This window comes from Pseudomonas sp. JDS08PS003 (genome assembly GCF_045013505.1).
Classification (GTDB): domain Bacteria; phylum Pseudomonadota; class Gammaproteobacteria; order Pseudomonadales; family Pseudomonadaceae; genus Aquipseudomonas; species Aquipseudomonas protegens_B.
In genome coordinates, this window is record NZ_CP120724.1 from 3,493,507 (window position 1) to 3,507,786 (window position 14,280).

Annotated in this window: 11 protein-coding genes; 3 read left to right on the forward strand and 8 right to left on the reverse strand. The window is 64.6% G+C overall.

What is annotated here, in order from left to right; genetic code table 11:
* Nucleotides 1-329: 329 nt before the first annotated feature.
* From P7C00_RS15745 to P7C00_RS15760, 4 genes are read right to left on the reverse strand one after another with little or no spacing between them, the layout of a single operon-like run.
* Nucleotides 330-1,913, reverse strand: coding sequence for an ABC transporter substrate-binding protein (locus tag P7C00_RS15745; protein ID WP_404939839.1), 1,584 nt, complete (start codon nt 1,911-1,913; stop codon nt 330-332).
* Nucleotides 1,914-1,917: 4 nt separating this feature from the next.
* Complete coding sequence (locus tag P7C00_RS15750; protein ID WP_346632915.1) at nt 1,918-3,126, reverse strand: LLM class flavin-dependent oxidoreductase; 1,209 nt, start codon at nt 3,124-3,126, stop codon at nt 1,918-1,920.
* A 15-nt stretch (nt 3,127-3,141) separates the two neighbouring features.
* Nucleotides 3,142-4,365: a lipase family protein gene (locus P7C00_RS15755; protein WP_404939841.1), complete on the reverse strand. Its 1,224-nt coding sequence runs from the start codon at nt 4,363-4,365 to the stop codon at nt 3,142-3,144.
* Between the two features lie 22 nt (nt 4,366-4,387).
* Complete coding sequence (locus P7C00_RS15760; RefSeq protein ID WP_346632917.1) at nt 4,388-5,461, reverse strand: ABC transporter substrate-binding protein; 1,074 nt, start codon at nt 5,459-5,461, stop codon at nt 4,388-4,390.
* Nucleotides 5,462-5,983: 522 nt separating this feature from the next.
* On the opposite strand from P7C00_RS15760, the gene P7C00_RS15765 reads away from it, so the two are divergent.
* Nucleotides 5,984-7,051 carry a sigma-54 dependent transcriptional regulator gene (locus P7C00_RS15765; protein WP_346632918.1) on the forward strand — a complete coding sequence of 356 codons (1,068 nt, stop codon included), beginning with the start codon at nt 5,984-5,986 and terminating at the stop codon, nt 7,049-7,051.
* Between the two features lie 52 nt (nt 7,052-7,103).
* Here P7C00_RS15765 and P7C00_RS15770 read toward each other — a convergent pair whose 3' ends face one another.
* The 4 genes from P7C00_RS15770 to P7C00_RS15785 form a co-directional block, all read right to left on the reverse strand.
* Entirely contained in the window at nt 7,104-7,892 is a 789-nt protein-coding gene (locus P7C00_RS15770) for a type 1 glutamine amidotransferase domain-containing protein (RefSeq protein WP_346632919.1), read from the reverse strand.
* A 124-nt stretch (nt 7,893-8,016) separates the two neighbouring features.
* The gene (locus P7C00_RS15775; RefSeq protein ID WP_404939843.1) at nt 8,017-8,856 is read right to left on the reverse strand and encodes a metal-dependent hydrolase; all 840 of its coding nucleotides are present in this window, start codon (nt 8,854-8,856) and stop codon (nt 8,017-8,019) included.
* A gap of 38 nt (nt 8,857-8,894) precedes the next feature.
* Nucleotides 8,895-9,794 carry an SDR family NAD(P)-dependent oxidoreductase gene (locus tag P7C00_RS15780; protein WP_346632921.1) on the reverse strand — a complete coding sequence of 300 codons (900 nt, stop codon included), beginning with the start codon at nt 9,792-9,794 and terminating at the stop codon, nt 8,895-8,897.
* Nucleotides 9,781-11,349: a flavin-containing monooxygenase gene (locus tag P7C00_RS15785; protein ID WP_404939845.1), complete on the reverse strand. Its 1,569-nt coding sequence runs from the start codon at nt 11,347-11,349 to the stop codon at nt 9,781-9,783. Before P7C00_RS15785 ends, P7C00_RS15780 begins: the two co-directional genes overlap by 14 nt.
* Nucleotides 11,350-11,614: 265 nt before the next feature.
* Here P7C00_RS15785 and P7C00_RS15790 point away from each other — a divergent pair, with 265 nt between their 5' ends.
* Together P7C00_RS15790 and P7C00_RS15795 are read left to right on the forward strand one after the other, a co-directional pair.
* Complete coding sequence (locus P7C00_RS15790) at nt 11,615-12,610, forward strand: alpha/beta fold hydrolase (protein WP_404939847.1); 996 nt, start codon at nt 11,615-11,617, stop codon at nt 12,608-12,610.
* A 293-nt stretch (nt 12,611-12,903) separates the two neighbouring features.
* Nucleotides 12,904-14,196 carry an alkane 1-monooxygenase gene (locus P7C00_RS15795; RefSeq protein ID WP_404939849.1) on the forward strand — a complete coding sequence of 431 codons (1,293 nt, stop codon included), beginning with the start codon at nt 12,904-12,906 and terminating at the stop codon, nt 14,194-14,196.
* The last annotated feature ends 84 nt before the right edge of the window (nt 14,197-14,280 follow it).

The following is a 14,280-nucleotide window of genomic DNA, read 5'->3' on the forward strand; positions in this document are numbered from 1 at the left end:
TGCGGTGGTTCCTTGTAGGAGCCGGCTTACCGGCGAAAGGGCCTGGAGGCTCGCGGTGCTCTTGTGGGCGCCTTCGCTGGCAAGCCAGCTCCTACGGGTTGTGTGGCGGTTGCGGTGGTTCCTTGTAGGAGCCGGCTTGCCGGCGAAAGGGCCTGGAGGCTCGCGGTGCTCTTGCGGGCGCCTTCGCTGGCAAGCCAGCTCCTACGGGTTGTGTGGCGGTTGCGGTGGTTCCTTGTAGGAGCCGGCTTGCCGGCGAAGAGGGCCTGGAGGTTGGCGGTGCTCTTGCGGGCGCCTTCGCTGGCAAGCCAGCTCCTACAGTGGGCGGTGGGTCAGGCGCTGTCGTTGAGCCACAACCTTTCGAAACGCCAGGTGCTGAACAGCGATTGTTCTTCGTGGGCACCGCCCACGCGGGTGGAGACGCTGTCTAACAGGTCGGCGTAGCCCCAGATCAGCATGCCGCCCCGTTCGTACTGGATCTGCTGGGCCTGGTGTACCAGGGCCGTGCGCCGTTGCAGGTCGGGCTGGGCCATGGCGGCGAGAAACACTTCGCTGAATTGCGGATCGTTGAAGTGGGTCTTGTTGGATACGGCAAAGGGCGCGTCGGTGTGGATGGCGCTGGCCAGGAAGGGCGCGCCGATGCTGCCGCCGGTGCTCAGGGTCCAGTCGTTGCGCTGTGGGCCCTGGAAGGTCGCCAGGTCCACTTGCTTGACCTTGAGGGTCACGCCAATGCGCTTGGCCTGTTCCGCCAGGACCAGGGCCGAGGTCAGGCCCGGCCCGGGAGTCGTCACCAATTCCAGTTCCAGGTTCTCCTGGCCGGCCTCCTTGAGCAGTTGCGCGGCGCGCTGCGGGTCGTGGGCGCGCGGCCCCAGGCTGTGGTTGAAGGTCGGGTCGCTGGGGGCATACAGGTCGTTGGCCACCCGACCCTGGCCATTGAGGGCGCGGCGTACCAGTTCCTCGCGGTCCGCCAGCAGGCGGAACGCCTCACGCACCCGGGGATCGTTGAACGGCGGCTTGTCCAGGTTCATGTCGAACGACAGCCAGTTGCCGGTCACCGATTTCAACAGCCGTACCCGAGGGTCGCGCTGCAGCACCTGCAGTTGTTCGGTGGGCATCACGTTGGCCATGTCGATCTGCCCGGAACGCAGGGCTGCCAGGCGTGCCACCTGATCCTTGAAGTCGATGATTTCCAGCTCGTCGGCGTAGGGCTGGCCGTCCTTGTAGTAGTTGTCGAAGCGGGTGAACAGCGAGCGCTGCCCCGGAGTGAAGCTTTTCAGCTTGTAGGGGCCGGCGCCCACCGGATTGGTCACCGGGTGGTAGTCCACCGGGACGATGCCGCCGAAGTTGACCCAGGTTTCCGCCAGCGGCATGTAGCTGCGGCCCTCGCGAAAGCTCAGGCGCACGGTGCGCTCGTCGAGCTTTTGCAGGTTGTCGCGATCGACCCAGTGCAGCAGCGCCGCATAGGGCGAGGCCAGTTGCGGGTCGGTGAGGCGGCGGATGGAGAAGATCAGGTCATCGGCGTCGATGCTTTTGCCGTGGTGGAATTCCAGGCCCTGGCGCAGGCGCAGGGTCCAGCTGCTGGCATCGGCATTGGGTTCGGCGAACTCGGCCAGGGCCAGGCGCGGTTGCATCTGCTCGTCCCATTCCCAGAGTTTGCTGTACAGCGCAAAGCCTCGGACGATGCCGCTGCCGATGGGCTTGTGGGCATCCAGGTTGCCGCTCTGGTTGCCGTCGAGAATGCCCAGGCGCAGGCGCCCGCCGTAGCGTGGTTGATCGCTGGCGAGCGTGCCAGGGGCGCTGGCATTGTCCGCGTCGCAACCGGCCAGCAGGCCGCTGCCCAGCAGCAGGCCACCGCCGAACAGCGCGCTGTGGCTCAGAAAGCGGCGGCGACTGAAACCCGAGTAATCCTGGCTCATGACATCAGGCTCCAGCCGGGCCGTTGGCGCTGCGCAGTTCCAGCGGCGCTTGCGGCTGACGACTCAAGGCGGCGCGCTCGGCGCGAAAGTGCGGCAGGATGTGCTCGCCCAGACGGTAGGCTTCTTCCAGGTGCGGGTAGCCGGCGAGGAAGAACAGGTCGATGCCGATGGCGTGGTACTCGCGGATACGCGCCACGACGTTTTCGTAGCTGCCCACCAGGGCGCAACCCGGTGGAATGCCGATGTAGCCGAAACCGGTCCAGACATTGGGGTGGATGAAGAAGTCGTCGAAACCCTGGGTCTCGTTCTTCTGCGCGAACTGGTTTTCGTAACTGAGCTTGCGCGCAGTGCGCAGCCCGGCATGAGCGGCCACGGCCTTGACCGCGCCCTTGGCGATACCTTCGTCGAAGAAACGCTTGGCTTCGGTGCGCGCCAGTTCCTCGGTTTCCCGAGTGATGACGTCGATGGACAGGCCGAAGCGGATGTCGCGGCGCCCGTACTTGAGGGCCCGCTCGCGGATATCAGCGATCAGCGCGGCGATCTCGTCCGGGTGCTCGGCGCGCATCAGGTAGAAGTCGGCATGCTTGGCGGCGAACTCGCGGGCGGCGATCGATGAGCCGGCGGTGCAGATCAGCGGCAGTTCGGCCTTCTTCAACGGCCCGCGCAGGCCACCGCCTTCGGCGCGGTAGAAGCGGCCTTCGTAGTGGAAGTTCTCGCTGTGCCAGTAGCCCTTGACCACGTCCATGAACTCGGTGGCTCGGGCATAGCGCTCATCGTGGTCGCTGAAGTCGCCGACCTGGCGCTGAATCGCGTCCGAGCCGCCGTTGATGATGTTCCACACCAGGCGGTTGCCGGTGGCGCGCTGGTAGGTGGCGGCTTGCTGTACCGCGACCCATGGCGTGTAGTGATAGGGCTGGAAGGCGGTGACGAACTTCAGGGTGCGGGTTTCCCGGGCCAGCAGCGAGCACACGGTCCAGGGCTCTTCGCCGGAGGGCGCGTTGACCATCAGCGCACCGCCAAAACCGTTGATTTCAGCGGCACGGGCGATCTGCCCGAGGTAGTCGATGTAGGTGAAGTGATCACCGACGCTGAAGCTTGAGACGGCGCCGGTGCTGGGCCCGCCGCGGTGCCAGTCGCCGCGGTTGCGCGGGTCGCCGGGGAGGAACTGGGTTTCGCCGTGCAGGGGCAGGCGGGTAAAGAATTCGATGCTCATGGCAGGGCCTCCTGGCTATTGCACGCTGGGGTTGCAGATGGGGGTAATGGCTTGGCCGTTGATGACCTTGTGGGCGAAGGGCACTGAGTCCTTGAGCGAGGCATTCACTGTTTCGCTGTGGCCCAGGCCCTTGTACAGGTGGCCCTCGACCAGCGAGCCGGCCTTGCAGGCGTCCTGCATCAGCGCCACCTGGGTCGCGGCGGCCGGGGTCTTGTCCTCGGCACCGGTGCCGATGAACACCGGCTGGGCGGTTTTCAGGGTCGGGTAGGACACTTGTTTCTGCCAGGCCGCCAGTTGGCTGCCCTGATAGTCCTTCTTGGCGTTGGCCGGGGTCAGGCCGACCCCCACCACGTCGCTGACCAGGGACGCCAGGCAACTGGTACGGGCCTGTTCGAACAGCGGCAGGGCCTTGTCGGTATAGAAGTCCTTGGGGTTGATGCTCGGGTCGTACTGCTGGGCGGCCAATAGGGTGTAGAAGCCGTAGGCCAGGGAGGCGTCGACCTTGTTCGGGTCCTGTTCGCCGACATTTTTCGCGCCGATGGTGTAGATCACCCCGGTGCCGATGCTGCCCTTGACCCCCAGCTCCGGTGCGTAGGTGGAGGCGTAGGCGGCCGAGGCGAAGGCGCCGGCACCGCCCTGGGACTGGCCGACGATCAGCACCTTGTTGGCCAGCCCGGGCACCTCGGCAACCACCGCTTTGGCGGCGTCGAGAATGCCGTAGGCGGCCATGCGGTTGTTCAGCAGCGGATGGCCGCCGGGCACGCCCAGGCCCTGGTAATCGCTGGCGACAATGGCAAAGCCTTCGTCCAGCCAGCGGCTCAGGTACTGCACGTCACGGTAGGAGCGGCCCTGCCAGGAGGGTGCGCAGACATCCGCCACGCCCACGGTGCCGTGCCCCCAGGACGCCACCGGCCAGCCGCCGGCCGGAGCCTTGCCCTTGGGCAGGAACAGGGTGCCGGAGACCACCACCGGGGTCTTGCCATCGATGCCGTCGGTGGAGCTGTAAAGAATCCGTTGCGCACTGGCTGCGTTGGGCAGGCTCAGGGTCGCTTCCAGGGGCTCGCTGCGCAGCAGCTTGCCCGGGGTGGCGGGAATCGCGTCCTGCCAGGTGTAGAAGACCGAGACCCGGCCGTCGCCCTGCAACGGGTCGGGCTTGGGTGCGTAGGTCGGGCCGGCCAGGGCCGACAGGGAGACAGCCAGGACACTCAGGCCGAAGGCGAATTTTGCGGACAGTTTCATCAAGAAGACTCGTACTCAGGGTTCAAGGAAGGGTGGTGACCTGGCCGCGCAGGGCGGGCCAGTAGTCAGCGAGGTGCAAGTCGATCAGCGCCTGGTTGGTGAAACCGGTGGCCAGGGCCGGGGTGATGTCGTAGGGCGTGCGGATCAACTGGTTGTCCAGGGCATAGGTGCTCAGCGCCTGGTAGTGGGCCTTGAGCTGCTGGTCGCTTTTCGGCGCCCAGCGTTCCTTCCACGTCACCGGGTCGCCCTGGTCGTCGCGGCGCAGCACGCTCTCGGCAGTGCCGGCCCGGGAGGACAGCTGGTAATAGGCGTCCTGGTTCTGTTCCTGGGAAATCCACCAGGCCGCCTTGACCCAGGCGGTGGCCAGCAGTTGGGTAACTTCCGGGTGCTGTTCGATGAAGCTGTCGGTGCCCCAGAGGTCGGAGACCAGGCGCCAGTCGTTGGCTCCTTGCTTGGTGGACCAGATGATCTTCCCCACGCCCTTGTCTTCCAGGGCGTAGGCCTCACTGAGCAGCACCGCCGCGTCGACCTTGCCGGCGGACACCGCCGCCGCGCCGACCTGGGGGTTGAGGTTGGCGATCTTGAAGTCGTCGAGCTTCAAGCCCTTGCTGGCCAGGAAGTTGCTGAAGGCAAACTCCCAGGGCCGGCCGCGATGCAGGGCCAGGCGCTGGCCCTTGAGGTCCTCGATGCTCTTGGCCGTGGAGTTCGCCGGCACCACCAGATAGATATTGTTGCCACTGCCGCCGGGCACGATCAGCTTGCCCGGCACACCGCCGGCACCGGCGATCACCGAGGGCAGGTCGCCGCGCACGGCGAAGTCGATGCTGTTGTTGCTGAAACCTTCGTTGATCTGTGGCCCGGCGCCGGCGTGGGGCAGGGCGATCCACTGCAGCGTGATCCCGCGCTGGCTCAATTGCTGCTCCAGCCAGCCGTCCTCGATGACCCGCCCGGCAATCCCGCCGAACACCGGCTTGCCGCCTTGGGTAAAGGCGACGATGGCGATCTTCACCGCGGTCGGAGCCGGATTGGCCAGGGCGGTGACACTGATCAGCAGCGCGGCCAATGCGGCCAGGGTGTTGCGCCATAAAGCTTGCATTGCACTCTCCCTAAAAATGTTTGCCTTCATCGCCCCAGCGAATCTCGGCCTGCGCCCTTGGGCCTTGTGTTGCCCTGGCGGACACCTTCGCTGGCAAGCCAGCTCCTACGGCGGATATCGCGGTGTTTCCTGTAGGAGCCGGCTTGCCGGCGAAGAGGCCCTTGAGCCTTGCGTTGCCCTTGCGGGTGCCTTCGCTGGCAAGCCAGCGCCTACAGGGGGGTGGGTTGCTGCGGCGTAGGGGCCGGTGTTGGCAGGGTGAGAGCAGAATGCATGCCAGGGCGCGGAAAAATCGCTGCAGGCCTTGCAGGACAAGGGTTTTAGAAGGGGCGGGGAGGTGTGTCGAAGGCCTCTGTTGCTGATCTGCGAACAGCCAGGTGCTGGCCGATTGCTGCTCCAGCAGCAGGGCAGGAACAGTCACTGCTTATATTCGTAAAAGGAATATCTAAAGATTAATTAATAATTATTTAGTCTAAATATCTTCGTGCACTATTGAACCCGCGCTTTTACTGCCAGGAATGCACCATGTCGCTGATCACTCATCCAAACGCCCGCGAATTGACCAAGTCGGTACGGGCCACCGTTCTGGTGTTCAAGGACCCGCGCTCCCAGGAGTTGCTCAGTCGCATCGAGCGCCTGGCCCCCAGTGAGGCCAATACCCTGATCATTGGCGAGACCGGCACCGGCAAGGAACTGGTGGCCCGGCACATCCATCATTTGAGTCGCCGCGGGCGCGAGCCCTTTGTCGCGGTGAACTGCGGGGCCTTTGCCGAAACCCTGGTGGAAAGCGAGCTTTTCGGCCATGAGAAAGGCGCCTTTACCGGCGCCACTACCCACAAGGCCGGCTGGTTCGAAGCGGCCAACGGCGGCACGCTGTTTCTCGACGAGATCGGTGACCTGCCGCTGAACATGCAGGTCAAGCTGCTGCGAGTGCTGCAGGAGCGGGAGGTGGTGCGCCTGGGCTCGCGCACGCCGATCCCGATCAATGTACGGCTGGTGGCGGCCACCAACGTCAACCTCGCCGATGCGGTGGTGGCCGGGCATTTTCGTGAGGACCTGTTCTACCGCCTGCACGTGGCCACCATTCGCCTGCCGCCGTTGCGCGAGCGCCCGGGGGACATCCTGCCCCTGGCCGAATTCTTCCTTGAGGAACACTGCCAGCGCCTGGGCTACAACCGTGCCTCGCTGACCGAAGAGGCCGAACGCAAGCTGCTGGAACACAGCTGGCCGGGCAACATCCGTGAGCTGGAAAATGCCATTCACCACGCCTTGCTGGTGTGCCGCCAGCAGCGGGTCGCTCCCGGCGATCTGCACTTGGTGGACATGCGTTCTTCCGGCATCCGCCAGGAACAGGCGCCGCCGTCAGCGTCGCTCCCGGCCGCTCCGGCGGACCTGGGGCGGGCGCTGCAGGCGCTGTTCGAACAGAACATTCCGGACCTGTACGAACACATCGAAGAGACGATTTTCCGTGAGGCTTACCGCTACTGCCACGGCAATCAGTTGCAGACCGGGCGCTTGCTGAACATCAGCCGCAACATCGTGCGCGCGCGGCTGGAGAAGATCGGTGAGTTGAACAAGCCCCTGGCTTCCTGAGGATCGAACCCATTGGCGGCCGGGATGGTTTGCCGTGCATGCAGTGACGGCTTCAAGCCGGGTCAGCGAGCGCCGGTTGAACCTGGGCGTCGCGGGCCTGCTGCAGCAGGGTGACCCATTCATTGGCAAAGCGGTGACAGTCCCCCGGCCAGCGCGCAGTCAATAGATTGCGGTCACGGACCACAAAGCCGCGCTCGGGATGCTGCGCCGAGTCTCGGCGTGGCAGCCAGGGTCCGGAAAGAAAGTCCGCCGGGCTGGCCAGTACCTGTTTGATCTCTTGCTCGACGCTGTGGTCGTAGGTGCGGTAATAGCGCCCCAGCCACGGCGCGGTGACGATCCAGGCCGCCAACTCCATGGGCCCGGCGAGCAGGGCGGTGACCTTGCGCCCGTAGAGCACCGAGCGCCCGCTTTCGGGGTCGATGCAACGGGCCAGCGCGAGTGGGCCGTGACACACCGCGGCCACGGGTTTGTCGGCCTTGAAGAACGCCAGGATGATCCGCCTCACGTCGGCAGACTCCAGCAGGCTGCGCATGCCCCGGGCATGCCCGCCCGGAATCAGCAGGCCCTCGAAGGCTTGCGGATCGACTTGGGCATAGTTCAGGGGGCTGAGAAACGCCGGATCGCGGGTCATGCTGTGGTAGCGCTCAAGGTCTGCGGCCGGGGTCATCAACAGCGGATTGAGCGGGCCGAAGCCCAGGCTCACCAGGCGCGAGTCGGCATAGGCCACAAACCCCAGGGGCGTGGCGAATTGTGCGGCAAAACCCGCGTCCCTGGCGGCCTGCCACGGCAGGCTGCTTTCGCTGGGGTCGTAGTCGGCGTGGGGCAGCAGGATCAGGATCATGGCGCGAGCTCACAGCACAAAGGGTGCGCTGCAGGTTAGCAGGCCCTGGCGTGCGCGCAGGCGCTCATGGCACGCCGCTGTCGCCGCGTGTCATGGCTGTCCACTTGGCCGCTCATTTGGCCGCTCACTTGGCTGCGGCGGCCCGGGTGCGCTCGATGTCCTGGACCAGGCCGTCGATGCGTTGCAGCTGCTCGCGGTTGTCGTGATCCCAGGGATGGAAGCCCGGTTTGAAGAACTGCAGCCAGGGCAGGGCGATGCGCGGGAACACACCCTTGGGGCCGTAGAGGTACTTGATCACCTGCCACAAGCCCCGCCAGTGGCCACCACGACGCCGGTCGGCGATGAGCATGCGCACATGGAAGTCGAACACCACCAGCCAGAAGGTCAGGGTGGTGAAGAGCATGGTCCCGGTGCGGATCAGGTAGCGCTTGGGCCCGGGCTTGAGCACGCTGTTGAAGACGTCGTAGGACACCGATTTGTGTTCGGTTTCCTCCAGGGCGTGCCACAGCCACATCTGCCGATAGCCCGCCACCGAATCGCCGAAGAGGCTGGGGTCGCGCAGTAGCAGGTCGGCGAGGATCGCCGTGTAGTGTTCCAGGGCCACGGTGATGGCCAGGTTGAAGGCCGCCGGGAAGTGCTTTTTCTGGAAGTCGAGGATCATCCGCAGCCGCCGGTCGAGCAAATGGGCCGGCAGCCCGGCGTCCTGCAGCAAGTCGTTGTAGCGCACGTGCTCGCGGCTGTGCATGGCTTCCTGGCCGATGAAGCCCTGGATCTCGCGCTTGAGCTCGGGGTCGTGAATCTGCTCGCGGTAATGGCGCACGCTGTCCATGAAGAACAGCTCGCCGGCAGGAAACAGCAGGGACAGGGCATTGAAGAAGTGACTCACGTGGCTGCCTTGTTCGTGCCAGTCGCAGGCACGTTCGGCAGGCAGTTCGACCTTGATGTCGCGGCGGATGGGCAGCATGGCTGGCGCTCCTCTAGACATGAAATGGGTACGCGGCGCTACAGGCCGCGCTCGTCCTGGGCCTCGTAGACCGCCGGCCGTTCCTGGCCCGGCTTGGGCGCCATGCGCCGGCTGATCCACACCACCAGGGCCTGATAGGCGCCGGGCAGCAGGCGCACAAACAGATCGAGGAAGTGCGCGTCGCGGCCGATCAGTACCCGGCGCTTGTTCTTGCGCACCCCGAGCAGGATCACCTTGGCGGCGGTTTCGGCCGAGGTGATGAAGAGCTTTTCGAAGTCGTCCCGGGCCTGCTGTTCGTTGTCGATCAGGAACCCCTTGACGTTGTCGCTGATGCGGCTGGTGCGGGCGATGTCGGTGCGGATGCCGCCCGGGTGCACGCAGGTGGCAGAGACGCCGTTGCCTTGCAGGTCCAGCTCTTGGCGCAGGGACTCGGTAAAGCCGCGTACGGCGAACTTGGTGGCGTTGTAGCCGCTCATGCCCGGTTGGGAGAACAGGCCGAAGACGCTGGAGGTGTTGATGATGTGACCGTCGCCGGATTGCTTGAGGTAGGGCAGGAAGGCCTGGGTGCCGTGGACCACGCCCCAGAAATTGACGTCGACGATCCACTCCAGGTCCGCCAGGCTCGAACCTTCCACGGTGCTGGACAGGGCCACGCCGGCATTGTTGAAGATCAGGTTGATCTGCCCGTGTTCGGCGGCGCTGGCGGCGGCCCAGGCGAACATTGCCTGGCGGTCGCCGACGTCCAGTTCCTGGCTGCTGATGCGCAATGGCAGCAGGGTTGCGGCTCGGGCCTGGGCCACGGTCTGCGCCAGCCCCTGGGGGTTCTTGTCGGCCAGGGCCAGGTGGCAACCCTCGCGGGCCAGGGCAATGGCCAGGGCGCGGCCCATGCCGGAGGCGGCGCCGGTGATGGCCGCGACTTTACCGTTAAAATTTTTCATCGATGGCGGCCTCTTGCAGGTTCAGCGGGCGTGTTGCAGCCGGCGTGGCGGCAATCCCGGGATGGAGCAGGTGAGTGGTCAGGTAGTCCTGGAGCTGGAAGTGCTGCACGGTCTTCCTGAAGCTCCAGGTAGAGCCGGGCCAGAGGGTGGTGTTCTGCCCGCTACGGGGGTCCAGGTACCAGCTGCGGCAACCGCCGGTGGACCAGATGGCCCCGGCCAGACGTTGTTGCAGGCGCTGGTTGTACTGGCTCTCGACCTGGGGCTTGACCTCCAGGCTGGCGATGCCGTCCAGACGCATCCGCTCCAGCGCCTTGAGGATGTAGTCCACCTGGGCCTCGATCATCAGGATCATCGAGTTGTGCCCAAGGCCGGTATTGGGCCCGACGATCATGAACAAGTTGGGAAAGCCCGGCAGGCAGGTGCCGAGATAGGCATGGGCCCCCCCGGACCAGGCGGCCATCAGGTCCTGGCCCTGGCGGCCGAAGAGCAGGCCCTGGGGGATCGGGTCGGTGGCCTGGAAACCGGTGCCGAAGATGATGCAGTCCACCGGATGTCGGGTGCCGTCGGCGGTGATCACCGCATCGCTGTCGATGCGCTGGATGGCATCGCCGATGACCGCCACATTGCCCCGGGACAGGGCCGGGTAGTAGTCGTTGGAAATCAGGATGCGCTTGCAGCCGATGGTGTAGTCGGGCGTCAGGCGTTGGCGCAGGAGCGGGTCGGGCACCTGTTTGCGCAGATGGCGCAGAGCCACGCGCTGCACCACTTGCATCAGTTTCGGCCGACGGGCGAAGGCGATCACCCGGCTTTCCAGGGCCCAGTACAGCGCCGAGCGCACCAGCCGCTGGGTGAAGGGCAGGTGCTTGAAAGCCCAGCGTTCGGCCGCACTGAGCTCGCGGTCGGGCTTGGGCATGATCCACGGTGGGGTGCGCTGGAACAGCTTGAGCTGAGCCACCCGGGGAGCGATTTTCGGGACGAACTGGATGGCGCTGGCGCCGGTGCCTATCACCGCCACGCGTTTGCCTTGCAGTGAGTAGCGATGGTCCCACTGCTGGGAGTGGAAGCGCTTGCCGGTGAAGGTTTCCAGGCCGGGAATCTGCGGGATCGCCGGACGCGACAGGCCCCCCATGCCGGACACCAGCACGCGTGCGCTGACCTTGCGGCCATTGCCGAACGTCAGTTGCCAACGCTCGGAAACCTCATCGAAGACCGCCTGCTCCAGGCCCATGTTGAAGTGCAGAAAGGGCGCCAGGGCGAAGTCCCTGGCGCAGTTCTCCAGGTACTCGCGGATTTCCGCCTGGGGCGCGAACTGCCGGGTCCAGTTCGGGTTGGGCGCGAAGGAAAAGGAGTAAACGTGGGATTGCACGTCGCAGGCGCAGCCGGGGTAGTGATTGTCGCGCCAGGTGCCCCCCAGGGACGCGGCTTGTTCGGCGACCAGGAAGTCTTGCTGCCCGGCTTGCTTGAGCTTGATCGCCATGCACAGCCCGGCGAAGCCGGCGCCGATGATGGCGATGTCAACGACCTCGGGGTCGTTGGGTGGCGAGTACGCATTCATGGTGTGTACCTCGATTGTGGTGACGCTTGGGGTGACTTTCGTCGGTGAGTGAAATCTCAGGATTGCACAATTTAAAATAATGTTTTAAAAATTAATTTAAATAAATCACCTGGAAATGTCACCTGCGCCATTCGCTTGTGGATCTTGCAGGGCTCATCCGGACCTGGGATGAGACGCCACAGGCGGTACCCGGCCAAGGCGACAGCCACTGCTGCGGATCATCCTGATCCTGCAGTGCGGCGCAGGGAAGCTGAGGGGACGGGTTATGGAGTGGCTGGTAGCGGCAGCGGTATTCCTGGTGGTCAGCGCGGTGCTCTGGGTGGTGAGCTTTCGCATCAACCGCAGGATCGAACGTCAGGTCCCGATCAACGGACGCTTTCTGGAAGTCGGTGGTGAACGCCTGCATTACACCGACGAGGGGCGCGGCCCGGCACTGCTGATGATCCATGGCCTGTCCGGCTGCGGTCGCAACCTGACCCACTCCCTGGCGCCGCAACTGCGCGAGCGGTTCCGGGTGATCACCCTTGATCGCCCCGGCTCAGGCTATTCCACTCGGGCCCGGGGGGCGCCGGCGGACCTGCCGGCCCAGGCCAGTCTGGTGGCCAAGTTCATTCGCACCCTGGACTTGGGGCAGCCGCTGGTACTCGGGCATTCCCTGGGCGGCGCCGTGGCCCTGTCTTTGGCGCTGGATCATCCGCAGTCGGTGTCCGGGCTGATCCTGGTGGCGCCCTTGACCCATCCGCAACGCATGCTGCCCTGGGTGTTCCTGTCCCTGGGAGTGCGTCCGGCCTTCCTGCGGCGCTGGATGTCCCTGACCCTGGCGGCCCCCATGGCCATGCTCGGGCGTCGTGGCCTGGTGAAGGCGATATTCGCGCCGGACCCGGTGCCCGAAGACTTCGCCGAGCGTGGCGGCGGCTTGCTGGGCATGCGTTCGGACAACTTCTATAACGCCTCCAGCGAGATCGCGGTGGTCAATCGCGCTTTGCCGGGCATGGTCAAGCACTACCCCAGCCTGAAGCTGCCGGTGGGCCTGATCTATGGTTCGGCGGACTCGATACTCAATTACCGCCGGCATGGCGAGGCCATGGTGGGCAAGGTGCCAGGGCTGCAACTTGAGATCGTTCAAGGTCGGGGGCACATGCTGCCCATCAGCGCCGTCGAGCGGGTGGTGGCCATGGTCGAGCACATTGCTTCCCAGGCTGCACCGCAGCGCAGCGCCACCGTGCTGCACCCGCCGTTCGCGGCATCACGAGCAGGCTAGGGGCGTTGTGGGGGGCGATTCCGATCGTCGCGCAACGACTCTGGCAGCAGCTGTAAACGCTTCACGGGCGACATTCAAAACAAGCCGAGAAAATAGTTGACGAGCTAACGAACCCGAGCTATTTTTTTAAAAAAATGTTTTTAATGTTTTTTTTGAAAGTGCAATTGAGCGATTAAAATAATGAAAATAACGCCATTTCACGCTTTTGTTTTTTCATCTGTCCACGCTCCGTACAGCGCTATCGCGCTGTCCTTTATAGCATCCCTGCCGACGGCCATCCTGCGGAGGCTGCCATGACTGTTTCCGTGGCGGCAACCGGCGTCTGGACCGATGGCAAGCGGCACCTCTGGTGGCTGGGCACCTTGCCGATGATCACCCCTCTGCTGGCTGGTCTGTTCGCGCTGACCACCGGTGTCCAGGTGTTCTGGTGGAGTGGGGTGGTGGTGATCTTCGGTCTGATTCCGCTGATTGACGGCCTGCTCGGAGAGGACGCCAGCAACCCGCCGGAATCCGCGGTTCCCGATCTGGAAAAACAACCCTACTACCGCTTTATCGTCTACAGCTGCGCCGTACTCTCGGTGGCGTCCCTGGTGTTTACCGCCTGGATGGCCATCCAGGGTGTCGACTGGATCATGGCCGGTGGCTTGTTGCAACTGAGTGAACAGTTGCACCTGCAGGGCAGCCTGGCGAGCTTCGCGGCCTTTCTGACCGAGCGTGCGCAACTGCATGGCAGCGTCGGCTGGTTCACTTACCTGGGCATGGCCATGTCCACCGGTGCCGCCACTGGCATCGCCATCAACATCGCCCATGAGCTGGGGCACAAGAATCGCGGGATGTCCAAGTTCCTGGCCAAGCTGGCCCTGGCTTCGACTTTCTACGGGCACTTCTTCGTCGAGCACAACCGTGGCCATCACGTTCGCGTGGCGACTCCTGAAGATCCCGCCAGCTCCCGTCTTGGCGAATCCTTCTGGAGCTTCCTGCCGCGCACCGTGTGGTTCAGCCTGCGTTCGGCCTGGCACCTGGAAAGCGAGCGTCTGCACAAACTCGGGCTGCCGACCCTGCACTGGAAGAACGGCGTGCTCAGTGCCTGGCTGTACAGCGTGGTGCTCTGGGGTGGGCTGATTGCCTGGCTCGGCGCGGCGGTGATTCCCTTCCTGGTGATTCAGGGCATCTACGGTTTCTCCCTGCTGGAAGTGGTGAACTACGTCGAACACTACGGCCTGCTGCGGCAGAAACAGCCCAATGGCCGCTACGAGCGCTGCTCGCCACGCCATTCCTGGAACAGCAACCGCATCGTCACCAACATCTTCCTGTTCCAGCTGCAGCGTCACTCCGACCACCATGCCAACCCGACCCGGTCGTATCAGGCCCTGCGCCACTTCGACGAGTCGCCGCAACTGCCCTATGGCTACGCCACGATGATTGTCTGGGCCTATGTGCCGGCGCTCTGGCGGCGGCTGATGGACCATCGGGTCCTGGCCCACTACTCGGGGGATGTACGGTTGGCCAACCTGCACCCGGCCAAGCGCGCCGAACTGCTCAAGCAATACGGTTTCACCGACACCGATTCAGACACCGCTCTTTAGTTGTACCGCTCACCCCTTCAAGTGGCCGTGAACCGCCTGCGTTTGCCTGCTTGAAGGGTGAGCCCCGCAACACAGAAGTCCTTT